Here is a 26,480-nt window from a genome sequence, read left to right on the forward strand (position 1 = left end):
GTAGTTGTCGCGTCAACCATCCAGCTATGCGGCTTGCTTCGCGTGCTGTTGATCCCGATCAGGGTTCAACAGCACCGTACCAATTGGCTCCCAGTTACGAGTGCGTCCTGACCATCGCTCTGGATTCCTGCTTCGAGCTTGTTCATACAGCTCATGGCGCAGGGCAAGGATTTGCCTATCCTGACCACGATGACGCTCTGCCGGTGTGACGAAGCGGATCCCGCTATGTCGGTGTTCGTGGTTGTACCAGCGGATAAAATCACGCACCCAGCATCTTGCAGCATCCAAGGTCTCGAAACCCTTGGTCGGCCATTGCGGACAGTACTTCAGCGTTCTGAAAAGAGCCTCCGAATACGGATTGTCATTGCTGACACGCGGTCTGCCCCTTGATGGCGTAATGCCTAACTCATACATCTTGCTCAGCAACGTGGTCGACTTCATCGGCGCGCCGTTGTCCGAGTGTAGTACCAGAGGCTCTCTCAGGCATTGTTCGCTGATCACGCTCCTTTGCAGCAACACTGCGGCCTTGGCGCCGTCCTCATCCTCATGCACCTCCCAGCCGACGCTCTTGCGGCTGTAAATATCCTCGATCAGGTACAGGTAGTAGTACTTTCCACGCACCGAAGACGGCAAGTACGTGATGTCCCACGACCACACACGATTTGGTGCATGAGCCGCATGCGTGGTTGGCTCGGCATTACGTCCAGGGCGCTGAGCGCGTCCTCGGTGTTGCCTCTGCCCGGCAGCTCGAAGCACACGATAGAACGTTGACTCCGAGCCTACGTAGATCTGCTTATCGGCCAGCCTCGGCACGATCTGGCTGGGTGGCAAGTGAGCATACTCAGCGCTGTTGCACAGGTTGAGAATCGCTATTCGCTCATGCTCATTCAGCGCATTGGGCGGGGTTGTGCGAACTGTAGTAGTACGCGCATCCGCCACCACCTCTTCCGTTTGAGTCCAACGCTGCAACGTTCTGAGCGTCAATCCAACTTCTTGGCACGCCATCGATTTTCGAGCGCCGGTATTGATCGCCTCTGTCAGCCACGCCACCAGCAGTTGCCGTTCCGGCAGAGCGGTCAATTGTCCTCGTCGTCTACTCCCCAGTAGTCGTTGAGCTTTTTTCGCAGCACCAGTAACGCGGCTGTTTCAGCCAGCGCCTTATCCTTACGGCGCAGTTCGCGCTCAAGCTGTTTAATACGTTTCTGATCCTGACGGGCCTGCTCCCGATCAACCTTGGGCTGCGCTTTTTGAGGGGCCATCCCACTCAGGAAGGCTTGCCGCCAGGCAGCAATCTGCTCGGGATACAAGCCTTTGCGACGGCAGTATTCACCCAGTTCAATCTCGGACAAGCTGGCACATTCGGCGACAGCCGCGAATTTCATTTCTGCCGACCAACTCTCGGTCGGGTGTTTGGGATCGGTCACCACCACACATCCTTCGGCACTGGCTCGTTTGCGCCAGGTATACAGCGACATTTCAGTAACGCCCTCGCGCCTGGCGACTTCGGCCATCGTCAGGTTGAGTGGAGGGCCCAGCATCTTGAGCAGTTCGGCTTTGCGCTCAGAGGAATAGTACGGCACAACGGCTCTCTTTCCGCCCCCGGGGTCTGGTTTCAGGTAAGTCTGGCGAGGCGACAACTATCCTGACACCGGGGGCCGTCTCGCTTGAAAATGGTGTCCACTCAATTTGATTTGCCCCCAAAGTTTGGACACCATCGCCCTAAACGCAGGAATCAGGAAGGTGTGTTTGGCAGGCGCTTAACCCTGTCTCGTCATAGGCTGAGCCATTGCAGTAGTCGCGATCTGAAAAGGTGGCGACCGCCTGCACGCCCGTGTATGCCCTTACGCAACTGAAAATCTGCTTCACCCGAATGTCACGCGGTACGCGCGGTGGGTCGAAAGGTAGTAGAAATCAACCCGCCCCGCTCCGGTACTCCTCCGGACCGTACGGAACACTTTCGAGCTATCTGGCCGGTTTCTGGCCGGAATTGACCGCCCCGTAATCCAGATCGGCCCAGGAAATCCAGGCGCTTTTGACATGCGGCCGGGCTTTCACAGGTTTTGAAAATCCCCGTGTCGGCGGTTCGATTCCGTCTCTGGGCACCACCTTTTGTTTTCTGGTGGTTCCAATACCATCCGAAACACCCAAAAAACCCGCCTAGTGCGGGTTTTTTGTTGTCTACGGTTTCCTGCCGTTGTCGTGTCAGGCACAACATTCAGCTACCCCCCTTCGTTCCGCCCAGCCGATAGCCGGGAGGAGCGAAGTTCAGGCGATGGGCGAGTTCAACGTATTGAACCGTTTGAGAATACTCTCGTACATTTTTGTGCGTCGGTGGTGCTGACCATAACCTCCGGCGGCGGCGACTGTTCCCGCCTGGATGTGGTCCAGATACTTGAAGATTTTTCGCGGTGAAAGAAACACAACTTTGTAGCCGATATCCGTCAGCCAGTCCTGCAATGCATAACCAGGGACTCGATCATCGAGCTGAAAATGCAAGCCGTGCTGCTTCATGATGTTGATGTTCCAAAGCGTGCAAAAGCTCTTCAGGTGAGTTTCCCTGTAAGGTTTCGGTTCTCTGGATCGCAAACCCAACGACAACTTCAGACGTCTGAAATGATGTTTCAACAGGCGCGAAGTGAAGCGCCAAAGTGTCCTGGGCACGCCTCGATTGAGTTGCTCGGTGCAACCGACGGCGACGACGGCCGGATCTTGACGGCAGTGCTCCATCATCATCGTAAATACGTGCGGATCAAAGACGAACGTGTCGGTGTGCATCAGAAACAAATAATCGCTATCAACCTTTTCCAGCGCCATATCCAGGGCGTTGCCATGGGCAATGTGACCTGGCTCTGGGGTGAGCGACTTGCGTTCAATCAGGTTGATCCAATCGAGTGAGCGCAAATAGTCAGTGCTGGCATCCGCCGATCCGTTATCGACTACCCAAACAGGAATGCCGGCTTTTTGTGCATGTGCATGCAAAAGCTCCAGGCATACCCTGGTCAAATCGAGGGTTTTATAGTTGACCAGAACGATGCTGAAAGGTGGTTTCGACTCCGCGTTAAAGGTGCCCATGCTCGAAATGCTCAGATCCCAAAAAATCCCAAGATAAGGGGCCAACCTTATTTCAAACTTAATTTCTCCCGGTGCGGGTTGGCCAACGATCGTCAGGACTTCCAGGCGTCCCTGATTTGCAAATGGAGACCGGATGATCGTGGCCGCCTGATGCCGACATTGCCCGCTTGGTGCTACGGTGATGGCTTTCTAGCATCCCATTCGAGATATCCCAATGAACCCCAATCCGACAATCGACAACGTATTACGCGTTGCGTTGGTGACCGGATCCACTTCCGGTATCGGCGCAGCCATTGCACGTGTACTCAGTCAGGCAGGCTATGCGGTGGTGCTGCATTCGCGAAATTCTGCGGACACGGGACGCGCTATGGCGGCCGAAATGAAGCAGGCTGTTTACGTGCAAGCGGATCTTGCTTGCGAAGCTGACAGGGTCAGGCTTATTGACGAGGCGATTGCCGCGTGGGGGCAGCTCGACGTATTGGTCAATAACGCCGGTATTAGCAGAGTCATTGCGCACGACGACCTGGCCTCGGCCAACTCGGCGGTGTGGCACGAGCTCAACGAGGTCAATGTCGTGGCGCCGTTCCACCTGGTCGCATTGGCCGAGTCGGCATTGCGCGATGCCGCCCGTTATCGTCGAGCAGGTTGCGTCGTGAACATCAGCTCCCATGCCGGTGTCCGTCCCAAGGGGGCATCGATTCCCTATGCGGTCAGCAAAGCGGCGCTCAATCACATGACCCGCTTGCTCGCGGTAACGCTGGGACCGGAAATTCGCGTAAATGCAGTGGCGCCTGGCTTGGTCGACACGCCTATGACCGCCGAGTGGACAGGTGCCCAGGAGTTGTGGCGAACTCGCGCACCTATGCGCAGGGCCGCTAGCCCAGACGACATCGCAAAAGCGGTTGTTTTGCTGGTCGAGTCGGACTACTTAACCGGCGAGATACTCCTCTCGGACGGCGGGTTGAACCTGACCTAGGTTTAGCGGGCTCCGGTGTAGCAGGGGAGAAGACGAGTCACAGTGTTTCGTCGAATTGCCCAAAGGCCGGGTACCGACTGCCAACGCATCGGGCGGATGCATGGGCCTGGTCATTGAGCCGACATCTCGCTCTGATCCCAACGCTGGGGGCACTGTGTGACCCCTCGCAGGGGCCCGCACGGGTGGCGGGCTTGATCAGTGTGATTGCGCCGTTTCTCATCCTGCAGCGCACCGCGCAGGTGCATCAAATCTCTTTGGATAACACCAGGTTTGCACCTTTGCGGTTGAGGATGCACAAGTAGACCAGGCCGAGAGCAATCCAGGCGCCGCCGAGTTTTTGTGCGTCCAGGCCCATGTTGTACATGATTGCACTGGTGATGATTAACCCCGTCAGCGGGAATATCAGGTGGGCGAGGATTCTTCCGGTTTTCTGGCGGCGCCAGTAGTAGTTGATGACGGTGATATGAAGAATGATAAAGCCGCTTAAAGCGCCGAAGTTCACCAGCGACGTCAACGTGTCGACGGCATTGATGAACAAGTAGCAAATGCCCACTGACAGTATCGCCACCAGATAGATGCTGACGTGCGGCGTGTGGTATTTGGGGTGAACGTTCGCCAGGACCTTTGGCAGCTTGCCGTCCCGGGCCATGCCAAACAGCAACCGCGAAACGGCGGCTTGCGAGGTAATGGACACCGCCACCCCCCACGACAGCGCTGTTGCGATGGCGGCCAGGGAGGCCAAGCGATCACCCCCGGCGATGGCGGCTATTTCGTAGAACGCGGTGTCGGCCGAGGTGAAGCCCATGCCCGCGGCCAGGTCCGCAGCGAGCCAGGTTTGTGCGACGAAAATGCCCCCCATGATCAGCAGGCTGATCAGGGCTGCGCGGCCAACACTGCGCCCGGCATCGCCCTTGGTTTCTTCGGCCAGCGTGGAAATCGCATCGAAGCCCAGGAACGAAAGCACCGCAATCGACACCGCCTGCATCATCAACCCAAAGTTGAAGTTCGCCGGGTTGTACAGGGGAGCCAACGTGAGCTGCCCGTTCCCGCCACCGGCGTGCAGTGCCTGCCAGGCACAGGCCAGGAAAATACCCAGGACCGTGAGCTGGGCAAGTAGAAACAGGATGTTCATGCGGGCCGTGAAAGTGATGCCACGCAGGTTGACCAGGGTCGCGCTGATCAGAAAGGCGAAGATAAAACCGAACTTCGGAATATCAGGGTAGAGGTGGTTGAGCGCCATGGCGGCGTAGATGTATAGCAACGGTGGAATCAGCAAGTAGTCCAGCAACAGCAGCCAGCCTGCAATGAACCCAAGGTTGGGGTGCACGCCCCGTTGCGCATAGGAGTACACGGAACCGGCGATGGGAAAGGCCCGCGCCATGTTGCCGTAGCTCAATGCCGTGAACAGCATCGCAACCATGCCAATGATGTAGGCCAACGGAACCATTCCGGGGGCTTCCTGGTTGACATAGCCGTACACGCCAAAGGGGGCGATGGGAATCATGAAGATCATTCCATAGACCACCAGGTCGGCGAGCGACAAACTGCGTTTTAATTCTTGTTTATATCCAAAATTTTCGACGGCCATGACAGGGTACTCCGTAAGCGAGTAAGGCGGATGTCCAGTCACTGCCGGGCAACGGCGGTGACTGAAGCAAGTTTTTGAACCCGGCAGGTTTAAAAGCGCCCAAGCGGTGTTTTTATAGTTGTATTACCGATTTACCAAGCAACAGCGTTCAGAGCAGTGGAGCCAAGGCATCCGACCAAGCCTTTACGGCTTGCGGGCTGCGTAGCAGGTCGTTCCTGACCTCGATCAGCACAGCCTCAATGCCGCGCCGGTCGCCGTGAAAGGGGACGGTCATGTCCTCCAGAGGGTTGATTTCATACGGCTGGTTCGCCGCCACCTTGAGGCCCTGGGCCGCGAGCCCATCGAGCAAACGCTGGGCATAGGCCTGGGCGCGGGCGTACAGCACGCCGATTTCCAGGGGGCGTGGCTGGCCGAAGTAGATCGGGGTGAAGCTGTGAATCCCCACGACCCGTACGGCGCGACCCGCGGCGAGCCTGGCGTCGATCAGGGCACTGAGTCGTTGATGAAAAGGGCTGAACAGGCAGTCCCGTCGATACTGGCGCGTGCGCTCGTCGAGGTTCTGGTTGCCGGCCACCGGATAGATCTCACTGCGCGCTGGAATGCTGTCGGGGGCATCGAGGGGGCGATTCAGGTCAATCAGCAGGCGCGAGTAACCCGCCGAAATCAGGGTCGCCCCCAGGGCTTTTGACAATTGTTGCGCCAGGTCCAGGGCGCCGATGTCCCAGGCAATGTGCTCGCGTGCCGCCTCGCGACTGAGCCCCAGGCGCTCCAGTTGCTGCGGGATGTAGGGGCTCGCATGCTCACACACCAGAATCACCGGATGCCCGGAATCCTCTTGGCTCAGGGTGTAAACCGGCTCGCTGTACAAGCCCAGCTCCGGGGTTTCAATAGATGCGGGCATAGTGGTCACAGAGTTCGGTAGGGGTGAGTGAATCTGTCGACTTGAGCTCCTGGGTCTTGATCGCGAGGTAAGTCTCCATCATCGGTTTGGGCAGCGCGTCGAACAGCTCATCGTGGTGGCGCAGGCACTCCAGAGCTTCGCCCAGGGAGCCCGGCAGCGCGACGATGTTGCGCGCCTGCCGTTGTGCTTCGCTCAGGGTGTCGGGCTCTTCGTCGGTGGTGGCGTTCAACGCCAGTTTCTGCTCGATGCCCAGCCGGCCGGCCATCAACACCGTTGCCATGCTCAGGTGCGGCGAAGCGGTGGCGTCCAGCGGTCGAAACTCAAGGTTGTACTGGTTTGCCGGTGATTTGCCGCCAATGGTGATCGTCGGGCAGATGCGCAGCGAGGCTTCACGGTTGCGTTGCCCCAGGCAGGCGTAAGAGGCACTCCAGTGATGGGGTTTCAAGCGCAGGTAGGAGATCGGCGTCGGCGCGCTGAAGGCGCACAAGGCGGGCAAGTACTTCAACACGCCGGCAGCCCAATGCTGGCCCAGTGTCGACAAGCCATTGCTGGTGTCGGGGTCGTACATCACCGGGTTGCCCTGTTGGTCCTGCAGGCTGATATGCAGGTGCACCCCGTTACTGACGCCATCCTCTTGCAGCTTGGGTGAGAAGCTGATGGCCAGGCCCATCTGGCGAGCGATTTCGCGGGTGATTTCGCGCACGTTCACCGCCCGGTCGGCCGCGGCAACGCCTTGGGTCGGGCGGCAAGTGATTTCGTACTGTGCCTTGCCGTACTCGGGCAGGAACATTTCAGGCTCGACCCCGCCGGCCCTCAAGGCACTGAGCAGCCAGCCACCAAAGCTGGCCGCGTGGTGCTGGGCGCCAAGCGAGAATGCCCGGTGCGAGAGCGGCGCATCCAGCTCGCCGAGGTTGAACTCGTGTTCGAAAGCGGCCGTGACCTCCAGGCCCAACTGCTCGCGGTAGCGTTCGACTTCATTGCGCAACAGTGTGCGCGGGCATGCCGCCCAGGGCCGACCATCGGTTTCGCAGATATCGGCGTGAATGAAATCCAGGCCCGGTGCATTGGCGTCGGGACCGTTAGGTACCTGCACGCGAGTGTGCATGTCCGGGATCAGTCGCAAGTCGCCGTAAGCGCCCCAGGGATTGTTGTCGGCCACTGCATCCTGTGGGGTCAGTGCGCTGTTGGCGGGCACCCAGCCACAGCCGCTGGCTTGATAGCTTGCAAGTTCGTCGGTGGGAAATGAGCGACCGCGGGTGATGCCGATCAAGTCGGTGGTGACGATCGTGGTCATCGCAACAGGGCCGATCATGCCCGTGTCAGCTGTGGGCCGGCTCATGCTTGCATCTCCTGCAGGCGCTGGACCACGGTCTCGGTGTCAGTGATCCAGCAATAGCCTTTGATGGCTTGCAGGCAGGCCTGGTGTCGGGTCGATGTGTAGGTGGCGCACGCATCCTCGACCAGCGTCACCAGGTAGCCGCGATCCGCCGCATCGCGGACCGCCATGTCCACGCATTGATCGGTGACGATGCCCGCGATGATCAAGTGCCGGGTCTCAAGGTTGCGCAGCACGTAATCGATGTTGGTGGAGTTGAAGACCCCGGATGAGGTCTTGGGCAGGATCACTTCGTTTTCACTGGCGGCAAGCTCATCGATGATGCCAGCGGGGTAGCTGCCCTTGGGCAAGTGCATTTCCGACAGCTTGTGGTCCAGGGAGCGGTCACGCCCGTCGGCCGTGAGGCTTTCGATGATGGTATGAAGCACATTCTGCCGGGCGTCGCGCATCGCCTTGAGGAGCCGCTGCTGGTTGGGGATGACCTCGGCCTGCGTGCGCGTCAGGAAATACTGCGCCTCAGGGCCGTGCAAATGTTGATCGAACTGCGGGTCCAGCCAGGCACGTTGCATGTCCACCAGCAGCAGGGCGGTGTGGCCGTGCACGTAGGGAAGGGCGCGTGGCGAATGATGAGGGAGGGTGAACATTGTTATTTTTCCTCAAGCAGGTGGGCGGCGAAACGGGTGCGCAGTTTGTCGATGCCTTCCAGGCGATCTTCCAGGTCCGTGGTGCGCAGTGTGAGAGCGGCAATCAGGGCTTCAACCTGCGCCAGGGCCGGGACCATCGTGTCGAAGGCCGAGATCGACTCAACGGGGGCGCTGATGACCAGGTCGGCCAGCTCGCGCAACGGCGAGGCATAGATGTCGGTGAACAGGACGACGCGCGCACCACGGGCCTTGGCTGCATCGGCCACGCGCAGGGCCTGGGTCTGATAACGGCGGTAGTCGAACAGCAGGACAACGTCCTGGCGTTGGACGTCGTACAGGCGATCCGGCAGTTGAGCGTTGTCTTCCAGTGCATGGCAGCCTGGGCGCAGCAGACGCAGGTGACCGACCAGGTAGCCGGCCAGGAAACTGCTGAGGCGTCCACCGAAGCAAAAAAGCTGGTGACGGGTATCGAGTATCAGCTCAACCAGTACGCGCACATCCTCAGGTTGAGTCAGGGCCTGGGTTTCTTGCAGGCTGCGACTGCTCTCATCCAGGTACTTGGTCCAGGAGTCGTCCTGGGAGGAGTGCGCGCGTGGTTGCAAGAGGGTGACGGGGGAGCGCAGGCGATGGTCCATCTCACTGAGCAACGCCTCCTGGAAGTCGCCATAACCACCGAACCCCAGCTTCTTGACCAGGCGCATGATGGTGGGATCACTGACGCCGGCATGCCCAGCCAGTTTGGCCATGGGCCCCAGGCCGCTGCGCGGATAGTGGTCGAGCAATGCGCGGATCACCTTGCGTTCAGAAGGCGTCGGGTTCAGCGCAGGATCGGTGAGGCGTTCTCGCAAATTGGTCATGTGTGCAGTTCTTATGGGTTTGTTTGATTTGCTTCACATTGTCGCTATCGAGTGTATGTGTAGTGTTTACTACAGTCTAGTGTTTTTGTAGTGCGCCCTGAAAACCGTAAAAGGTCGTCATTCGAGCTGTCTCTGTCCATTGAATGCAGGAGACTTTTCCAGAGGGGTTGCCGCGTGGCAGGTGCCCGACCCGCGTACGCCCGGGGTAGGTCATCCGTGCGTGAATCTGTCTGCTCAAGGATTCCTAGCCGGCGCCCCGGATGATCGGGCATGATCAAGCGATTCGAACCAAGTTGCACTGACCTATGCCCTTAGACCTGCAAGCGCTCTATCCCAAACTGATCCACCTGATGCTGGACACCGTGTTTGTCGTTGACCGGGATAACCAGATTGCGTTTGTCAGCGATGCCTGCGAGACGCTGCTCGGTTACCGGGCCGACGAGATGATCGGCACACCGATCACCGGCTATATGCACCCTGACGACCTGGCGGCCACGCGGGCTTCGATTGTCCGGGTCATGAATGGTCAGCCCCATGTGGATTTTCGCAACCGCTATGTGCGCAAGGATGGCGCCATCGTCCACATCCTGTGGGCGGCGTTCTGGTCCGAGGAGGTGGGGGCACGGATCGGCGTGGCTCGGGACGTGACAGCCCTGTGGCAGGCCGAGCAGGAGTTACGGTTCCTCGCCCATCACGATCCGCTGACCCAACTGACCAATCGCTCGCTGTTCAATGATCGGCTGGACGCCGCGCTGCACGCCGCCCACCGGCACCAGAGCACACTGGCGTTGCTGTTCCTGGATATCAATGACTTCAAGCAGATCAACGACATCCATGGCCATGCCGCCGGCGATCGGGTGCTCTGTACGGTTGCCCGGCGGTTGCAAGCCTGTGTCCGCGAGACGGACACGGTGGCCCGGATGGGGGGCGATGAGTTCACGGTGCTGTTGACCGACATCCAGTCGCCGGACGCGGTGGCGCACAAGGTGGCGCAGATTCTCGCGGTCATGGCCGAGCCGCTGGGTGCCGAGTTTGGTGCGATCGACATGCCGTCGTGCAGCATTGGCGTGGCCTGCTATCCCGCTGACGGCCAAGATGCCGATACGTTGCTCAGTCATGCGGACGGCGAGATGTACCGGGTCAAAAGGCACAGGTCTGCAACGGGCATCACCTGATTCCCTTTGAGCCGCCTCAAACCAGCAAATCGACGGTCTGCAACATGCGTCGATACGGCGAGTGGGCGTGGCCCATCTCGAAGTGAATGGTTTCGATCAGGCATTCCAGGAACCGCTCCGCCGCTGGCCGCAGGGGTTGTCCGCTGCGGCTGATGGCGCCGACCGAGGCGCTGCCCACCGGCTCGCGCAAGGGCAGGGCGCACAGGCCTTCGCGTTGAGCGCAGAGCTCCACCAGCGGCCAGGGAAAGACACTGAGCATATCGGTTTCGCGCAGCAGGCTGAGGATGATCGACAGCGAATGGGCAAAGTGCACATGGCCCTGGGTGGAGATCGTGCCGTCCTGCTGCGACGCCATGATCCAGTCGGCCGCCGCCAGGTCCTCCATGCGTCGGCTGTCCGCCAGCGGGTGTTCCCGGCGGGCCACCACCGCACAGTCGGCGGTAAACAGCGGCAGGTAGGTCAGGTCGGAGCTGGAAAAACGCGTGTCCAGGCGCCCGATGAACAGGTCGACGCTGGCATCGCGCAGCAGCGGGCACGCTACCGACGAGAGCCCTTCATACAACTCCAGTTGCACCTGCGGGAACAACTGGCGAAAGCGCACCACCGCCTTGGGCATCAGCGTCATCGCCAGCCAGGGGGTGACCGCCACCGACAAGCGTCCCACCAGTTCGCCGTTGCTGTCGGCCAGCACCTGGCGTGCGTTGAGCATCTGCGCCACCAGCAGGCGGGCCTGGATCAACAGCTTCTTGCCCAGTTCGGTGAACACGATCCCCGAGGTGTTGCGGATCAGCAACTGGGTCGCGGTGTCGGCCTCCAGTTTCTGGATCGCCTTGGTCACCGCCGCCGGCGAGGTGTCCAGGCGCTTGGCGGCACCACGGATGCTGCCCGCGTCGGCCACGGCCACCAGTGCATTGAGTTGATAGAACTTCATGGTGTCCACCGCTGTTAACCCTGGGTTGCCCTGTTGACTTTCGATTGCCTGTTGGCGCCGGCTCCCTGGCTCTAAGCTCGGACCCATAGCGCCCAAGCCCTGCACCTGTGCCAGGGAGCTGCAGGAGCTGGCAGAAAACGCCTTGGCACTGTGCGCAATCCCGGCCTGACGTTCAACAAGGAAATTGCTGACCATGACCCAGCCCCTGCCGCTGTTGCAAGAGATCGAACAGGAGATGCGCGCGCTGCGCCATCAGATCCACGCCAACCCCGAACTGGGCTACCAGGAAGTCGAGACCAGTGCCCTGGTCGCCGAGCGCCTACGCCAGTGGGGGTATCAGGTGACGCGCGGGCTGGCGGAGACCGGGGTGATCGGCACCCTGAAAAAAGGCACCAGCACGCGGGTGATCGGCATCCGCGCCGACATGGACGCGCTGCCGATCCTGGAGAAAACCGGCCTGCCGTATGCCAGCCGGATCCCGGGGAAGATGCACGCCTGTGGGCATGACGGGCACACGGTGATGCTGTTGGCGGCGGCCTATGCCCTGGCCCATGACCACCCATTCGACGGCACCGTGCATTTGATTTTCCAGCCGGCCGAGGAGGGCCTGGCGGGTGCCCGGCGGATGATCCAGGAAGGGGTGCTGGAACAGTTTCCCTGTGATGCGGTGTTCGCGGCGCACAACATGCCCGGCTACCCGGTGGGCAAGATGGGCTTTCGCGCCGGTCCGTTCATGGCTTCCGCCGACCAGGTCACGGTGACCATCCACGGCGTGGGTGGCCACGGTGCGATGCCCCACCTGACCGTGGACCCGGTGGTGGTCTGCGCGAGCATCATCATGGCCTTGCAGACCATCGTCTCGCGCAATGTCTCACCCCAGGACATGAGCGTGATCACCGTCGGCTCGATCAACGCCGGCAAGGCCTCCAACGTGATTCCCGACAGCGCGCAGATGCTGATTTCGGTGCGAGCGCTGAACAACACCGTCCGCGACCGCCTGGAAAGCCAGATCAAGCAACTGATCCACGCCCAGGCCCAGGCATTCGGCGCGACCGCCGATATCCACTACAGTGCCGACTACCCGCTGCTGGTCAATGATCCGCAGATGACCCGCTTCGCCAGCCAGGTGGCCACCGACTGGCTGGGTGAGGACGAAGTCCTCAACGACATCGTGCCCTTCAACGGCAGCGAGGATTTCGCCTATTTCCTGCAGCAAGTCCCTGGTTGTTACCTGATCATCGGCAACGGTGATGGGGAGAAAAGCTGCATGGCCCACGACCCGCGCTACGACTTCAACGACGACATCCTGCTTCGGGGTGCCGGTTTCTGGGTCAAGCTGACCGAGGCCTTTTTACCGCTCAACCCTTGAATGACGACCTGCCCAACCGTGAAAACCAATAAAAGACGAGGTCTACATGCAACTCTTGAAACTTCGCTACCGCGCCCTGTTGCTCGGCGTACTGTTCGCGCCCCTGGCCCAGGCCCAGCCGGTGATCAAATTCGGCGTCGACCCCAGCTACCCACCGTTCGAACAAAAGCAGCCGGACGGCTCGCTGAGCGGCTTTGATATCGACCTGGGCAACGCCCTGTGTGCCGAACTGCAGGTCAAGTGCATCTGGGTCGAGCAGAATTTCGACGGCATGGTCCCGGCCTTGAAGGCGCGCAAGTTCGACGCCATCCTGTCGGCCTTCAGCGCCACCGCCGCGCGCCGCCAGCAGGTGGATTTCAGCGACAAGATCTACACCGCGCCGTCGTCGCTGGTGGCCCGGAAAGACAGCGGGCTGTTGCCCACCGCCGCCTCCCTCAAGGGCAAGTCCGTGGGGGTGGTGCAAGGCACCCTGCATGAAGCCTTCGCCCGCGCGCAGTGGGGCAACCAGGGCGTCAACATCCACACCTACCAGACCCAGGACCAGGTGTTTTCCGACCTGATCAACGGGCGCCTGGATGCCACCTTCCAGGCGTCGGTGCAGGCCGATGCCGGGCTGCTGCAAAAACCCCAGGGCCAGGACTTTGCCTTCGCCGGCGAGCCGATCACCGACAAAAGCATCATTGGCGATGGCGTGGCTATCGGCATCCGCAAGAACGAACCCGAGCTCAAGCAGCAACTGAACACCGCCCTGGCCAGCATCCGCGAGTCCGGCGAGTACCAGCAGATCGCCAAGAAGTACTTCAATTTCGACATCTACGGTGAGTGAGGCCAACGTCATGAACGAAATGACCCGATTTGCCGACGCCGGTTTTACCTGCCCCATCAGCGATGAGGCGGTGCAGGCCTACCAGACCCAGGGCGCCGTGTGCATCCGCAACGCGTTCACCCCGCAGCAGATCAGCCAGTTGACCGCGGGCATCGAGGCCAACCTGGCCAATCCCAGCCCGCGGGCCAAGGTCGCCAGCAGTGCCAGCGACCCGGGCTGGTTCTTCGAGGACTTCTGCAACTGGCAGGAGAACCGCGACTACCGGGACTTCATCTTCAGCTCGGCCCTGGGGTCAATCGCCGGGGCCTTGCTCGGCAGCCAGCAGGTGCGCCTGCACCATGACCACTTGCTGGTCAAGGAGCCCAACACCCGCCAGCGCACCCCCTGGCACCAGGACCAGCCGTACTACAACATCAGTGGTTCGGACACTGTGAGCTTCTGGATTCCCGTCGACCCGGTGCCCAGGGCTTCGACCCTGGAGTTCATCGGCGGCTCCCACAAGGGCCCGTGGCTGATGCCGCGCTCGTTCATGGACAGCCAGGCCAAGTGGTTTGCCGAGGGCACCCTGGGCGAACTGCCGGACATCGAAAATCATCGCGAGGACTTCCCGATCCTCGGCTGGGAACTGGCACCGGGGGACATGGTGTGCTTCAACATGCTGACCCTGCATGCGTCCTCAGGTGTGGGCGGAAACAATCGGCGTCGGGCGTTCTCGGTGCGGGTCATCGGTGATGACGTGCGCCATGCCCCGCGACCCTGGGCGACGTCCCCGGAATTTCCGGGCCTGCGCGAGGTGCTGGCCGCCGATGTGCCGATGGAGCACGAACTGTTTCCGCCCCTGTGGCAGCGCCCGCTTCAGCGATAAGGCAATTTGCTGGCCCCTGAGCATTCGATGTGTCGTCAGAATCGCCGAAATTTCAGGCGGTTAGGCGGAATACTTAATGCGAAATCTACTGAGCGCGCTGATCCCGGTTGCCCTGGTCAGCGTCGCGGCACCGGCACAGGCCAAGGAGTTGCCGGCCAACGACCGGTATGTCTGCAGTTGGGGGGCCGGCACTGCGGCCAGGGCCCAGGAGCTCAAGCTGTCGGGGGTTTCCCTGTATGCCGCGCGGAAGAAGATCCAGACCTACACGTTCAACAAGTCATGGATGCGCATGATGGCCCTGGGCATTACCGAGCAGACCTACGACAGCCCGTCGCGCTTCAAGCCGGCAGCGGTGCGCGAGAGCTTCTACAAGGATTGCGTGCGCTACAAGATGGCGCACAAGTAACGCCAGGGGCGGGCATCGCCATCGCGCTGCCCGCCCATCCTCCTCAGGTGTCCGAAGCGCTCTCGCGGCCGTGGGCGGCAGCGGCCAGTTGTCCGGCGTCGACCCGCACGAACACCGAATCGCCGACGGCGGTGAGCACCTCGCCGGCATACACCTCGCAGATCACCCGGGTCTTGCGCCCGACTTCACCTTCGACCCGCGCGCGCAGGGTTAACGGTACGCCCATGGGAGTGGGCTTGATGAACTTGATGCCCAGGTTGCCGGTGACGCAGTTGATGCGCGGCAGGCTGTCGGGTTCACGCTGTTCGGCGCGGTAGTGGTAGGCCATCACCGCCCAGTTGGAATGGCAGTCCACCAGCATGGCAATCAATCCGCCGTAGACCAGGTCCGGCCAACCGCAATACTTCGCGTCGGGCAAGTGCTCGGCCACCACGTGCACGCCATCCTCATGCCAGCGGCTCTTGATGTGCAAGCCATGGGGGTTGCGGCTGCCGCAGCCATAACAAACCCCTTCAGGGGCGGCGGAGTCTTGCAGGGAGGTGTCGAGCACGGGCATACCTGGGTCCATCCTGGAGATAAAAAAACCAAGCCTAGCGGATTTCGTCCTGAAGCAGAACCGGTTGGGGCGGGTGGGCTTGAGGGGGCCTCCCGCCAGCGCCCGGAGGATCAGGTGGGTCGGCTGGCGCGGACTTCGCTGGCGGTACAGGCGAAGTGCTGGCGGAAGCTGCGGGTGAACTGCGCCTGGTCGCTGAAGCCCCAGCGCATCGCCAGGGCACCGATCGCCAGGTGACAGTTGGGGTCGAGCAGCCCCCGGTGTACGGCTTCGAGCCGGCGCCGGCGAATCCACTCGCCCAGGCTGTAGGGGGTGCTGCTGAAGAGTTTGTGCAGGTAGCGCACCGACACCCCACACGCCTGGGCGATCTGCTGCGGGTTGAGGTCGGGGTTGCCCAGTTGTTGTTCAACGTAGCGTTCGATGCGTTGCAGGTGCAGGGCGGCGAGGTTCGAACTCTCGCTGTTGAGCACGCGCTCATCGTCGCGCAGGGCCATCAGCAGGGTCGAGAGGGCCTGCTCCAGCAGCATGTGGCGCGCGCTGGCGTCGCATTCGTCAAAGCGCGCGGCGCACATTGCCAACTGATCGACGAAGACCCGTCCCAGGGCCCGCCGGGCGTCGAAGCAAAAGCGCGTGTAGCGTTCGGCGCCGCGCAGTTGGCCATGCAGCGCTTGCTCCGGCAGCTTGAACACCCACAGGTCGTTGTCGCTGGCGTAGTGAAAGCGATAGGGCGCGTCACCGCGCTCGAAAATGAATCCGCCAGGCTGGCAATGCAGGGCGCGGCCGTCCTGCTCGAAATGCACTTCACTGCGCCGCGGCACGGTCACCAGGTAGCAGGCTTGCTGGTCTTCGCTGACCTGGGCCTTGCTGCGCGAATAGCCGAGCTGACTGGAACGCAGGCGCGACAGGGTCAAGGGGGTGCTGGCGGTTTCCCAGATCTGCAGGTTGCCGCTGAAACGGTCGCTGGCGGCAAACTCCAGCGACAGCGGGAAATAGGCACTGCCGATCGCTTGCGCCCAGCGGGGCTGGCGTTCGCTGTCGGACCAGTGGCGGGTGGAGACGGTGTGTGCCATGGCTGCCCTCGTGTTGTTGTTATTCTGAGGGCGGCGCCGCCAGTCAAGGACCGGCGGCGCCGCTGGGAGGCCATCATTTGCCAATGTCTACAGGGGGTCAACCGCCACGCGTCAGCCGGTAGGTGGCCGACGGCGCGAGCGTTGCGCGCCAGCCCGGCGGGACCACGATGTTGGTGGTGGCTTCCTCGATCACGCAGGGCCCCTCGACCGTCTGCCCGGATTGCAGGTGTTCACCGTTGTACACCGGCGTCTGCTGCCAGGCCGCCTGGGCATCGAACAGCATCGAGCGGTGGCTGCTGGCCTGGGCCGGGGTGTCGTCGGTGGCTGGCGGCAACTCGGGCATGGGCGGGCGTTGCAGGCGCGCAATCACCGAGCATTCGAGGTTGACCAGTTCGATCGGGCTCTGCGGTTCGCTGTAGGAGAACAGCGCCTTGTGCCGGGTATGGAAAGCATCGCGCAAGGCAGCCAGGGCACCTGGGTCGAGCTGGTCGCAGGACAGTTCGACGCTGCATTCGTGGATCTGGCCCAGGTAGCGGATTTCCAGGTGGTACTGGCACTCGACATTGTTGCCAGCGCCGAAGCCGTCTTCACGCAGGTTGTCCATGCCCCGTTCGCGCAGCTCGCGCAGGGTCCCGTTGAGCAGGGGCAGGTCGACCCGGTCGTCGTCCAGGCGCATGGGCAGGGTGGTCAACTGGTCGTAGCGGATGTCCGAGAGAATCTGCCCGTAGGCACACAGGCCCGAGGCGACTTTGGGGATCAGCACCACGTTGCTGCCGATCTCCTCGGCCAGGCGCATGACGTGCATGCCTGCCGCGCCCCCGGCACCGATCAGGGCGAAGTCCCGTGGATCGTAGCCGCGTTCCACCGAGACCCGGCGGATGCCGCTGACCATGTTCAGGTTGACCAGGGTGATGATGCCGGTGGCCGCCCGCTCCACGCTGATGCCCAGGGGCTCGGCGATCTTGCTGCGGATCGCCTCGATCGCCGCCTGGCGGTTCAAGCGGATGCTGCCGCCAAGCAACGCGCCATCGGCCAGGTAACCGAGGGCCAGGTTGGCGTCGGTGACCGTCGGCTCGACGCCGCCCTTGCCGTAGCACACCGGCCCCGGGTTGGCCCCGGCGCTGCGCGGGCCGACCTGGAGCATGCCGAAATCGTCGAGGAAGGCAATCGAGCCGCCGCCGGCGCCGAGGGTTTCAACCTGGATCATCGGCACGCCGATGCGGTAGCGCAGGAAGTCGGTGTCCTTGCTGAAGTTAGTGCGCCCGGCTTTGCTCAGGGTGATGTCGAACGAGGTGCCCCCCATGTCCACGGTGATCACGTTGTCGATGCCGAACGGTTGGGCCACGCACAGGCCGGCCTGGGGCGCGGAGGCGGGGCCGGAGTTGATGGCGTTGACCGCGCGCTCGCGCATGACCAGGCCAGGGGCCAGGCCGCCGTTGGACTGGAAGTAGCGCGTCGGCTGTCGCGCCCCCAGCTCTTCGAACAGTGCGTCGATGCGCTCGATGTAGCGGCCCATCACCGGGCTCAGGTAGGCGTTGACCACGGTGGTGGAGGTGCGGGTGTATTCGCGGATCTGCGGGAACACTTCATTGCCGGTGCAGACGAACACGTCCGGCAGCGCTGCGCGGACCAGTTCGGCGGCGCGTTGTTCGTGGCTGGGGTTGCGCACCGACCAGACGAAGGAGATCGCCACCGCCTTGACCTGCTCCTGGCGGAAGTACTCGATGGCCGCGTGGATCGCCTGCTCATCCAGCGGCGTATGCTCGCGGCCGTCGCTGATGATCCGGCCGCCGATGGGCCGGCGCAGGTGGCGCGGCACCAGCATGTAGGCGGGCGGGTAGCTGGCGTCGTAGCGGTGCCCGTCCTCCTTGTGGCCGAGGCGGATTTCCAGGCTGTCCTCATGCCCTTCGGTGCACAGCAGGCCGACCTTGACCCCGGTCTTTTCGATCAGGGCGTTGAGGGCCACGGTGGTGCCGTTGATGCACAGGTCGCAGTCGGCAATGATTTGGGCCGGGGTGCGGCCGATGGCATCGGCGATCTGCGCCAGGCCGTTGCGGATCGCCAGCGTGCCGTCCTGAGGTGTGGAAGGGGCTTTGAACAACTGCACGTTGCCCTGGCGATCGGCGAGGATGAAGTCGGTGAAGGTGCCGCCGGCGTCGATGCCCAGGCGATATTGGGGTTGGCTCATGGTGTCGGATTCCAGATGGCTCAAGGGACTGGGCGTGATCAATGGGTGGTGCGCAGGGCATGGGTCGCGGCGTCGTCGACCTGGCCATTGCCGTCGATGGCCACGCCGTATTCGCGACGGGCGCCTTCGGGGGACACCAGGCCGTTGCGCACATCCTCCAGCACGCTGCTCACGGGCCGGCGCAACGGGTTGCCGTAGCCGCCACCGCCGGGGTTGATATTGATCACCCGCTCGCCCGGCTGGGCCGTCAGTTGCGCGTTGTAGGTGAAGTGGTCTTCTGCGCCATCGACCTTGCGGTGGATCAGCCGCCCCAGTTTCGGTTCCAGCAGAACGTTGCGGGCACCTGCCGCGCCTGCCGTGGGCAGTTGCCGGCCTTCGCCGAAGCCGACCACCGTCATCCCGTGGTCCAGCGGTTCGATTTCAATGCGGGTCCCTGAGCCGCCGCGAAATTCACCGGCGCCACCGCTGTCGGTCATCAGGCTGTAGCGATGGATCAGGATCGGGTAGGAGTACTCGAGCAACTCGATGTCACCGGACATCAGCGCGCCGAAGCAGCACAGCGGCCCGCACGCCGGCCAGCCGTCCATGGCCTGGTTGGCACCCGCGCCGGAGATGATCGAGGCGAGGACCATGGTCACGTATTCGGCGTTGCCATTGCGCGGGTCGTGGCCGGCAATGTTGATTCCGCTGGCGTGCCCCCAGGACGCGGTGACCCGCTCTGGCGCCGCTTGTTCCAGGGCCTGGCGCACCGCGTCGGCGAGGGTTTCCATCGGCGTGGTGGTGCTGTTGACGTGGGGCGCCGGTTCCGCGGCGTTGCACAGGGTGCCGGGCGGCCCGAGGTCCACCGTCACGCAGCGGTACAGGCCTTCGTTGTAGGGCGGCGGTACCTGGGCAAACATCATCAGCCCCAGGTACACCCCTGACACCGAGTTGCCGGCATAGGAATTGATGAAGTACGGCACCTGCGGCGGGCTTTCGATGAGCACGTGGGCTTCATCGCCGCGAATCTCCACCCGCGCGGTGATTGCCAGCTCGCCCAGGCCGTGGCCGGAATCCTCCAGCACCGCGGTGCCACTGTAGAAACCGTCGGGGACTTCACGCAGCAGCGCGCGCATGTGCCGGTCGGCCATGTCCTTGAGTTCAGCGATGCAGGCCCGCACCTGCTCCACGCCATAGCGTTCGAGCAATTGCAGCAAGTGCCGCTCGCCGACGGTGCAGGCGCCGTATTGAGCGTTGAGGTCACCTTCCTGGTAGGCGCGGGCGCGCATGTTGGTCAGCAGCAGGTTGATCACGTCCTCGCGACGTTTGCCCTGGGACCAGAGCTTGACCGGCGGAATGCGCAGGCCTTCGGCGTAGATCTCTTTGGCGTCGGGGTTGTAGCCGGCGGGCACGGGGCCGCCGATGTCGGTCAGGTGGCCTTTGCACACGGCCCAGAACACCAGTTCGCCCTGGTAGAACACCGGTTTGTACATGCAGCAGTCGAGAATATGGCTGCCTTTGTAGGCCGGGTCGTTGTGGTAAATCACATCGCCTTCGAGGATGTCGTCGCCGAAGAACCCGGCGACGCATTTCATGGCCGGGATGAGCGAACCGAGGTGGATGGGGATGTCCTGGCCTTGCAGGATCATTTCCGGGAGGTGGTCGAACAGGGCATTGGAATAGTCGTGAGCGAGGTTGAACACGCTCGAGCGACCGGTCTTTTCCAGGGTCAGGGTCATTTCCCGCTGCGCCGTCTCAAGCGCGCCGCGCACCACCGCCAGGGTGATCGGATCTACTGTACTCATGGGTCACCAGAGGTCTTGTTGTTATTGAGGTTGGAGCGCCTATCGCGTCGTTCGCCCACACCTCCAAGCTACGCCGGCGTGCGGGTGGCTGGCTTGTCGGGCAGTGCACTGGTAGTTGACGCAGAGGGTACTTGTAGGTGCAGGCCTGGCGGCCCGCATAAATGTGGTGGCTGTATGCAGGATCTGAGAGCAGCCAGAATCACCGTGGGAGCGGGCCGGGCGGCGCTCCCACAGGTGTGGAGGCCGTACGCAAAATGTGCGGGCAACCAGATTGACTGTAGGAGCGAGTGCCCGCTTGCGGCTTGCTCGCGATGCTCGGCAACGATGACGCCGCGCTTTAAACGAACGGCTGTCCGCTGAATCCCCTTGGTAGGCGTTGTCGGCCGGGCAGGTCGCTCAGGCGTTGTACCCAGGCGGCGCGCCAGTTGAGGGCGGCAGGGGCCACCTTGGCCTTGCGGGCGGCGCGGCGGGCGGCGTTGCGTGCTTCTCGGCGGGCGTCCTTGAACGCATCGGTGTTGCGGCAGCTGCGGCATTTGACCCGGGCAAACTCGGTGGTGGAAACCAGGTTCTTGCCGTGATGACCGCAGGCAAGGTGCCCGGCGGTTTTGTAGTGAGTCACCATGGGTGGCCCTCCTTCGTGTAACGGTATCCCCATACTGGTAGTGACACCACGGTGCGGTAGGCGTTCGCCGGTGAGTGAGGTTTACCGTGGGGTGTTTTTCTTCAATACAGACATTGGCCCGGCTTTTACCTTGCACATCAGGGATGTTCCCCAGTGAGTGGAGAAAAGTGCAATGAGTCTGATTATGTCCATGGCCGCGTTTGCGCTGGCTGCGTCTATCACGCCGGGGCCGGTGAATATCATGGCCTTGAGTTCGGGGGCGCAGTATGGCTTTCGTGCCAGTCAACGGCATGTGCTGGGGGCGACCTTGGGGTTTGTGCTGTTACTGGTGTTGATGGGGTTGGGCCTGCATGAGCTGCTCAAGCTCTGGCCGGCGTTGACTCGGGTGGTGCAACTGGCGGGGGTGGGGTTCCTGTTGTTCATGGCCTGGAAGCTTGCCACCGATGACGGGCGCCTGGGCACCGCCGATGCCAGGCAGGCGCCGACCTTTTTTTACGGCGCCTTGATGCAATGGCTCAACCCCAAGGCGTGGCTGGCCTGTGTCGCGGGAATGGGGGCGTTTGTCGCGGACGGCGAGACGCGGCTGGTTTGGCAGTTTGCCGCGGTGTACCTGGTGGTGTGCTACCTGTCGGTGGCCTGTTGGGCCTATGCCGGGACCTTCTTGCGCAAGTACCTGAGCAACGCCGGGGGCCTGCGCCTGTTCAACCGGGTGATGGCGTTGTTGCTGGCAGTGAGTGCCGGCTACCTGCTGCTGCCCTGAGGGTTAGCCGCGATACTGCCCGGGTGTCGCGGCCAGGTGCTGTTTGAACACCCGTTGAAAATGCGCCTGGTCGGCAAACCCGGCGTCCAGCGCCACGTCGGCGATCAATCTGCCCTGGCGCAACTGCTGGCGGGCGAACTGGATACGGCGGTTGACCAGGTAGGCATGGGGCGTCATGCCGTACTGCTGCTTGAACGCGCGGATCAGGTACGAGGCTGAAAGCTCGGCGGCCGTGCAGATGTCTTCGAGCTTGAGCGCCTGGGTGCAGTGTTCGCGGATGTATTCGGCGGCACGCTCCAGTTTGCTGTTGGGTTCGTCGAGCATGACCTGGGCCGGGTTGAGGCAGATCTGCACCTCGGTAAAAAACGCCACTGCGCCGCTGTGCTTTTGCAGGGTCGAGGCCTGGGCGTCGAGCAACAATTCATACAGCTGGTTGAGGCCGTCGAACAGCGTGCGGTCGGTGGTATGGGTGCAAGCGAACGGACGATAGTCCAGCTCGGCGGCAAAGCCCAACTGATGCTGCAAGTCGGTCAGCCAGGGCGTGTCGACATACAGCATGAGGTACGACCAGGGTTGATCGTCGATGGGGTTGCAGGCGTGCACGTCGCCAGGGTTCATCAACACCACGGTGCCGGTCGCCACTTCGCAGGACGCCTGTTCGTGCACGTAGGTGCTGCGTCCGGCGGTGATTGCACCGATCGAAAAGTGTTCGTGGGAATGGCGGGTGTAGCAGACTTCGCGGCCATCGGCGATGGAGCGGGCCTCGATGAAGGGCAGGGCCGCATCACGCCAGAAGCGCGGGGCTTTGTCGGCATCTTTGGCGATGGCGTGCTTCATCGGTCAACGTCCTTTGCTCATCCGGTGGGCCAGTGTAATGGCTGGCGGCGGCAAAGGCTCGTGGTTGTGCGGGGATAATGACTGTCGGCAGACCGCACGCTGCCCGGGGAGCGGGCAGCGTGCGAGTGTCAGGGGTTTAGAAGTCCCACTTGGTGGTGAGCATCAGGTTGCGTGGCTCGCCGTAGTAGGTGGTGTCGAAGTTGCCCAGGCCCGTCAGGTACTTCTTGTCGAAGACGTTGTTGGCATTGGCGGTAAAGCTCAGGTGCTCGTTGAACTGGTAACGGGTCATCAGGTCGACCAGGGAGTAGCCGCCTTGCTTGATCCGGGTGTAGTCGCCGACGCTGGCGCTGTAGATATTGCCGTAGAACGCACTCTGCCAGCTGATGCCGCCGCCGACGGTGACCTTGTCCAGCGCACCCGGCAGGCGGTAGGTGGTGAACGTGCGGAACACGTGCTCCGGCTTGGAGGTGGTCAGCGGATAACCAAAGATCCGTTGCTCATCCTGGTCACGGGTACGGGCATAGGTGTAGCCGGCCATCAGGTTCCAGCCGTCTTGCAACTCGCCGGCCATTTCCAGCTCGATGCCTTGGGTCGTCGCGCCGTCGATGGCCTTGTAGATGCCTTCGTTGGTCACCGGATCAGTGCCGATCGATTCGGCGACGTTGTCCTGTTCGATGCGGAACAGGGCCAGGCTGGCGTTCAGCTTGCCGTCCAGGTAGGTGCCTTTGATGCCGGTTTCGTAGCTGTCGCCTTCCACCGGTGCCAGGGTCTTGCCGTTGATGTCCTTGAAGGTCTGCGGCTGGTAGATCGAGGTGTAGCTGGCGTAGACCGAGTAGGTGTCGTTGAGGTCATAGACCACGCCGGCGTAGGGGGTCACGACCCCGTGTTCCTTGTAGCTGGCGTGGGTGTCGTCAAGGCCCGCGCCTGGGTAGTACGAATAGTCTTCGTTGTACTTGAAGGTGCTCACGCGGCTGCCGAGGATAAACGACAAGTCATCGGTGGGACGCAGGCGGGTGGCCAGGTACATGCCGTTTTGGCTCTGGGTGCGCTCGTACTTGCCGTTTTTCGGGAACTCCTGGTACGGCAGGTCGCCGTCCCAGTCATAGATGCTGCCCGGTACCTGGCTGAAGGCACTGGTGTCGAAGGTCGAGCCGGTCTGGCGCGAGTGCGAAGTCATCACGCCGGCCACCAGGTCATGTTCACGCCCGCCCAGGGTAAACGGCCCCGAGACGTTGGCGTCGGCCGTGTTCTGCACGCGGTGACCTTCCCAGCGACCCCAGTACAGGAACATGCCTTCACCGGTGACACGGTCCGGGCTGCCGCCGCTGGCCGAGGCCAGGCGGGTGTCGTGGTCGGTGGTTTTCTGGTCGAGGCTGACCTTGAACTGCCAGTCGTTGGCCAGGGCCTGTTCCAGGGAGGTGAAGTAGGTGACGTCGTCGAAGTCGCGACGGCTCCAGTCGGCACCCGGGTTGAAGTGGCGCGGGAAGTCGGTGCGGCCACCGTCGGCGAAGTAGGTCGGGTTACCGGTCCACGAGGTGCCGCGCGGGGTCACGCTGGACTTGTCGATGCCGAAGGTCAGCAGGGTGTCGGGCGTCAGGTCGGCTTCGAGGATGCCGTAGAACAGGTCCTTCTTCTGGCTGTAGTGGTCCAGGTAGGAATTCTTGTCCTGATAGGCGCCGACAAAACGCCCGCGCACGCTGGCGCTGTCGTTCAGGGGGCCGGAGATGTCGCCTTCGGTGCGGTAGGCGTCCCAGGAGCCGGCCGTGCCGCTGACCGAGGCCTTGAATTCCTTGGTCGGCTTCTTGCGGACCAGGTTGACGGTGGCGGACGGGTCGCCGGAGCCGGTCATCAGGCCGGTTGCGCCCTTGACCACTTCGATGCGGTCCAGGGTGGCGGCGTCGACGTTGGTTGCCGCTTCACCGTAGACACCGTCATAGGGACGGTTGATGCCGTCGTACTGGTAGTTGGTGATGGCAAAACCGCGGGAGGAAAACTCCATGCGGTCGCTGTCGTAGGCCTGTTGGCTGATGCCAGGGGTATTGCGCAACACATCGCCGACGCTCTGGGCGCCACGGTCGTCCATTTGCTGGCGGGTGATCACCGTCACCGATTGCGGGGTTTCACGCAGCGACAGCGGCAGGCCGGTGGCGGTAGAGGTGGAGCCGGTGGTGTAGGCGTGCGTGTCTTCGGTGGTCGCGCCCAGGCCCTGGCCGGAGATGGTGGTGGCGCCCAGCTCCAGGGTACCGTCACCTTTGGGGGCCGCTTGCAGGATGTAGCCGCCGTTGTCCAGGGCCTGGGCCTGCAGGCCGCTGCCTTGCAACAAGCGCTGCAGGGCAGCGGCAGTGGTGAAGGTGCCGTTGAGCCCGGGGCTGCGCTTGCCGCTGGCCAAGTCGTTGTGCCCGGCGAGGAACACCCCACTTTGCTCGGCGTAGCTGTTCAGGGCCTCAACCAGCGAGCCGGCGCCGATGCTGTAGGGGCGCTTGCTGCTGGAGTGTTCGCTGGCGGCGGTTTCAGCGGCGTGGGCGACTGCCGGGGCGAGGCTCAGCAGGGCGGCCGGCAGGGCCAGCGCCAGGGGACGCAAGGCAAATCGAAAACGGGCAGCGACGTGGTGCGGCATGGGGGTCCCTTTGGATCGAGTCGATCGGCAATTGAAGTACGTGTGCAGGGTTATCCGAACGAAAACCCCAAAAGGGAACCGCGAATCAAAATAATTCTCAGTATCTTGGTTGTCAGCTTCTAGCGCCGACGTTGACCCACCACGGCATGGGTTTTTCCACCCTGATCGGCAGCGCAGCGGCCAGCAGGCGCAGGGCCTGGTCGGTGTCCTTGAGCGGAAAGGAGCCCATCACCGGCATCTGCGCCACGCTCGGGTCGCAGGCCAGATGGCCATGGCGGTAGCGGCTCAGCTCCTCGAGCAACTGGCCCAGGGGCAGGTTGTCCGCCAGCAGCACGCCACGGCGCCAGGCTTCGCGCGCGGGGGAGACCGGGAGTTGGGGCTCGAAGCGCTCTTGGCTGAAGGCCATTTGGCGGCCCGCGGGCACCACTTGCACCTGAGCGTTGGCCAAGCGCACCTGTACCGCGCCTTCGAACACACTGAGTAAGGTGCGATCTGGGTCCTGGCGCACACTCAAGCGCGGGCCCATGGCCTGTAGCAGGCCGTGGCGGGTCTGCACCCGCAAGGGTCGGAGGAGGTCCTTGGCGGTGTCGATCAGCACTTCGCCGAGTTGCAGGTCGAGCAGGCGCTGGTGGCTGTCAAAGCGCACATCCAGAGCGCTCAAGGCGTTGAGCCAGACCCGGCTGCCATCGCTGAGCCGGGTTTCGCGTATTTCACCGGTGCCGGTGGAAAGGTCGGCGGTCCAGCGCTCCAGGGTGGCGGGCAGCGAGGTCTGGCGCCAGGCACTGAAGCCCAGCAGGCTGCCCGAGGTCAGGATCAACAACGACTTGAGGGTCTGGCGGCGCGTGACGCTGGTGCGTCCGGTGCCGCGCAGGACCTTGCTCGCCGCTTGGGAGTCGCCGGCGCCCTGCAGCGGGGCAAATCGCTCACCGACCCGCTGCACATACCGCCAGGCGTCCTGGTGCTCGCCACTCTGGGCCAGCCAGGCTTGCCAGCGCAGGCGCTCCTGCTCGCCGACCTGTTGATCGTTGAGTTGCACGTACCAATGGGCCGCCTGCTGCAGGCTGGCGTGGCTGAGTTTGTTCACGGTGCTGGGAGGCAAGGGC

The 26,480-nt window shown here is 62.6% G+C and carries 23 protein-coding genes and 1 tRNA gene; 8 read left to right on the forward strand and 16 right to left on the reverse strand.

The window, feature by feature from the left end; all coding sequences use genetic code 11:
- Positions 1–24 precede the first annotated feature (24 nt).
- Positions 25–1,580, reverse strand: a protein-coding gene (locus tag Q1W70_RS22210; RefSeq protein WP_436799864.1) for an IS3 family transposase whose coding sequence is annotated in 2 segments (ribosomal slippage) — positions 25–1,124 and positions 1,124–1,580 — 1,557 coding nt in all. Because the reading frame shifts where the segments join, the coding sequence is not laid out codon by codon here.
- A 431-nt stretch (positions 1,581–2,011) separates the two neighbouring features.
- On the opposite strand from Q1W70_RS22210, the gene Q1W70_RS22215 reads away from it, so the two are divergent.
- A tRNA-Ser gene (locus Q1W70_RS22215) sits at positions 2,012–2,105 on the forward strand.
- A gap of 160 nt (positions 2,106–2,265) precedes the next feature.
- On the opposite strand, the gene Q1W70_RS22220 is transcribed toward Q1W70_RS22215, so the two are convergent.
- Positions 2,266–3,072, reverse strand: coding sequence for a glycosyltransferase family 2 protein (locus tag Q1W70_RS22220; RefSeq protein ID WP_166592835.1), 807 nt, complete (start codon positions 3,070–3,072; stop codon positions 2,266–2,268).
- Positions 3,073–3,286: 214 nt separating this feature from the next.
- Here Q1W70_RS22220 and Q1W70_RS22225 point away from each other — a divergent pair, with 214 nt between their 5' ends.
- Positions 3,287–4,048, forward strand: a complete 762-nt coding sequence (locus tag Q1W70_RS22225; protein ID WP_166592836.1) for an SDR family NAD(P)-dependent oxidoreductase — start codon at positions 3,287–3,289, stop codon at positions 4,046–4,048.
- Positions 4,049–4,292: 244 nt separating this feature from the next.
- Here Q1W70_RS22225 and Q1W70_RS22230 read toward each other — a convergent pair whose 3' ends face one another.
- From Q1W70_RS22230 to Q1W70_RS22250, 5 genes are all read right to left on the reverse strand, one after another.
- Positions 4,293–5,636, reverse strand: a complete 1,344-nt coding sequence (locus Q1W70_RS22230) for an APC family permease (RefSeq protein WP_166592837.1) — start codon at positions 5,634–5,636, stop codon at positions 4,293–4,295.
- Between the two features lie 148 nt (positions 5,637–5,784).
- Positions 5,785–6,537: an N-formylglutamate amidohydrolase gene (locus Q1W70_RS22235; protein WP_182340559.1), complete on the reverse strand. Its 753-nt coding sequence runs from the start codon at positions 6,535–6,537 to the stop codon at positions 5,785–5,787.
- Entirely contained in the window at positions 6,521–7,876 is a 1,356-nt protein-coding gene (locus Q1W70_RS22240; protein ID WP_185817894.1) for a glutamine synthetase family protein, read from the reverse strand. Before Q1W70_RS22240 ends, Q1W70_RS22235 begins: the two co-directional genes overlap by 17 nt.
- The gene (locus Q1W70_RS22245) at positions 7,873–8,517 is read right to left on the reverse strand and encodes a cysteine hydrolase family protein (protein ID WP_302097964.1); all 645 of its coding nucleotides are present in this window, start codon (positions 8,515–8,517) and stop codon (positions 7,873–7,875) included. Before Q1W70_RS22245 ends, Q1W70_RS22240 begins: the two co-directional genes overlap by 4 nt.
- A 2-nt stretch (positions 8,518–8,519) precedes the next feature.
- Positions 8,520–9,374, reverse strand: coding sequence for a MurR/RpiR family transcriptional regulator (locus Q1W70_RS22250; protein WP_166592841.1), 855 nt, complete (start codon positions 9,372–9,374; stop codon positions 8,520–8,522).
- 305 nt (positions 9,375–9,679) lie between these two features.
- On the opposite strand from Q1W70_RS22250, the gene Q1W70_RS22255 reads away from it, so the two are divergent.
- The gene (locus tag Q1W70_RS22255; RefSeq protein WP_166592842.1) at positions 9,680–10,549 is read left to right on the forward strand and encodes a sensor domain-containing diguanylate cyclase; all 870 of its coding nucleotides are present in this window, start codon (positions 9,680–9,682) and stop codon (positions 10,547–10,549) included.
- Positions 10,550–10,565: 16 nt separating this feature from the next.
- Here Q1W70_RS22255 and Q1W70_RS22260 read toward each other — a convergent pair whose 3' ends face one another.
- A complete protein-coding gene (locus Q1W70_RS22260) occupies positions 10,566–11,480 on the reverse strand; it encodes a LysR family transcriptional regulator (protein WP_185817895.1) in 915 nt (304 codons plus the stop codon).
- 193 nt (positions 11,481–11,673) lie between these two features.
- On the opposite strand from Q1W70_RS22260, the gene Q1W70_RS22265 reads away from it, so the two are divergent.
- From Q1W70_RS22265 to Q1W70_RS22280, 4 genes are all read left to right on the forward strand, one after another.
- Positions 11,674–12,849, forward strand: a complete 1,176-nt coding sequence (locus tag Q1W70_RS22265) for a M20 aminoacylase family protein (RefSeq protein WP_166592849.1) — start codon at positions 11,674–11,676, stop codon at positions 12,847–12,849.
- Positions 12,850–12,895: 46 nt separating this feature from the next.
- Positions 12,896–13,675 carry an ABC transporter substrate-binding protein gene (locus tag Q1W70_RS22270; RefSeq protein ID WP_182340549.1) on the forward strand — a complete coding sequence of 260 codons (780 nt, stop codon included), beginning with the start codon at positions 12,896–12,898 and terminating at the stop codon, positions 13,673–13,675.
- A 10-nt stretch (positions 13,676–13,685) separates the two neighbouring features.
- Entirely contained in the window at positions 13,686–14,540 is an 855-nt protein-coding gene (locus Q1W70_RS22275) for a phytanoyl-CoA dioxygenase family protein (protein ID WP_166592845.1), read from the forward strand.
- A 76-nt stretch (positions 14,541–14,616) separates the two neighbouring features.
- Entirely contained in the window at positions 14,617–14,946 is a 330-nt protein-coding gene (locus tag Q1W70_RS22280) for a hypothetical protein (RefSeq protein ID WP_185817898.1), read from the forward strand.
- A 43-nt stretch (positions 14,947–14,989) separates the two neighbouring features.
- Here Q1W70_RS22280 and Q1W70_RS22285 read toward each other — a convergent pair whose 3' ends face one another.
- The 5 genes from Q1W70_RS22285 to Q1W70_RS22305 form a co-directional block, all read right to left on the reverse strand.
- Positions 14,990–15,502, reverse strand: a complete 513-nt coding sequence (locus Q1W70_RS22285) for a PaaI family thioesterase (RefSeq protein ID WP_182340545.1) — start codon at positions 15,500–15,502, stop codon at positions 14,990–14,992.
- A gap of 110 nt (positions 15,503–15,612) precedes the next feature.
- Complete coding sequence (locus Q1W70_RS22290; RefSeq protein ID WP_302097966.1) at positions 15,613–16,569, reverse strand: AraC-like ligand-binding domain-containing protein; 957 nt, start codon at positions 16,567–16,569, stop codon at positions 15,613–15,615.
- Between the two features lie 97 nt (positions 16,570–16,666).
- Positions 16,667–18,757 carry a caprolactamase subunit alpha gene (gene capA / locus Q1W70_RS22295; protein WP_302097968.1) on the reverse strand — a complete coding sequence of 697 codons (2,091 nt, stop codon included), beginning with the start codon at positions 18,755–18,757 and terminating at the stop codon, positions 16,667–16,669.
- Positions 18,758–18,795: 38 nt separating this feature from the next.
- The gene (gene capB / locus Q1W70_RS22300; protein WP_166593081.1) at positions 18,796–20,541 is read right to left on the reverse strand and encodes a caprolactamase subunit beta; all 1,746 of its coding nucleotides are present in this window, start codon (positions 20,539–20,541) and stop codon (positions 18,796–18,798) included.
- 337 nt (positions 20,542–20,878) lie between these two features.
- A complete protein-coding gene (locus tag Q1W70_RS22305) occupies positions 20,879–21,163 on the reverse strand; it encodes a hypothetical protein (protein WP_166593080.1) in 285 nt (94 codons plus the stop codon).
- 172 nt (positions 21,164–21,335) lie between these two features.
- Between Q1W70_RS22305 and Q1W70_RS22310 the strand changes: the two genes are divergently transcribed.
- The gene (locus tag Q1W70_RS22310; RefSeq protein ID WP_302097969.1) at positions 21,336–21,923 is read left to right on the forward strand and encodes a LysE family translocator; all 588 of its coding nucleotides are present in this window, start codon (positions 21,336–21,338) and stop codon (positions 21,921–21,923) included.
- 3 nt (positions 21,924–21,926) lie between these two features.
- On the opposite strand, the gene Q1W70_RS22315 is transcribed toward Q1W70_RS22310, so the two are convergent.
- From Q1W70_RS22315 to Q1W70_RS22325, 3 genes are all read right to left on the reverse strand, one after another.
- Positions 21,927–22,760: an AraC family transcriptional regulator gene (locus Q1W70_RS22315; RefSeq protein WP_302097970.1), complete on the reverse strand. Its 834-nt coding sequence runs from the start codon at positions 22,758–22,760 to the stop codon at positions 21,927–21,929.
- Between the two features lie 136 nt (positions 22,761–22,896).
- A complete protein-coding gene (locus Q1W70_RS22320; RefSeq protein WP_302097971.1) occupies positions 22,897–25,377 on the reverse strand; it encodes a TonB-dependent siderophore receptor in 2,481 nt (826 codons plus the stop codon).
- Positions 25,378–25,489: 112 nt separating this feature from the next.
- Positions 25,490–26,476, reverse strand: coding sequence for a FecR domain-containing protein (locus Q1W70_RS22325; protein ID WP_302097972.1), 987 nt, complete (start codon positions 26,474–26,476; stop codon positions 25,490–25,492).
- Positions 26,477–26,480: the final 4 nt, after the last annotated feature.

The organism is Pseudomonas kielensis (assembly GCF_030505375.1).
Taxonomy (GTDB): domain Bacteria; phylum Pseudomonadota; class Gammaproteobacteria; order Pseudomonadales; family Pseudomonadaceae; genus Aquipseudomonas; species Aquipseudomonas kielensis.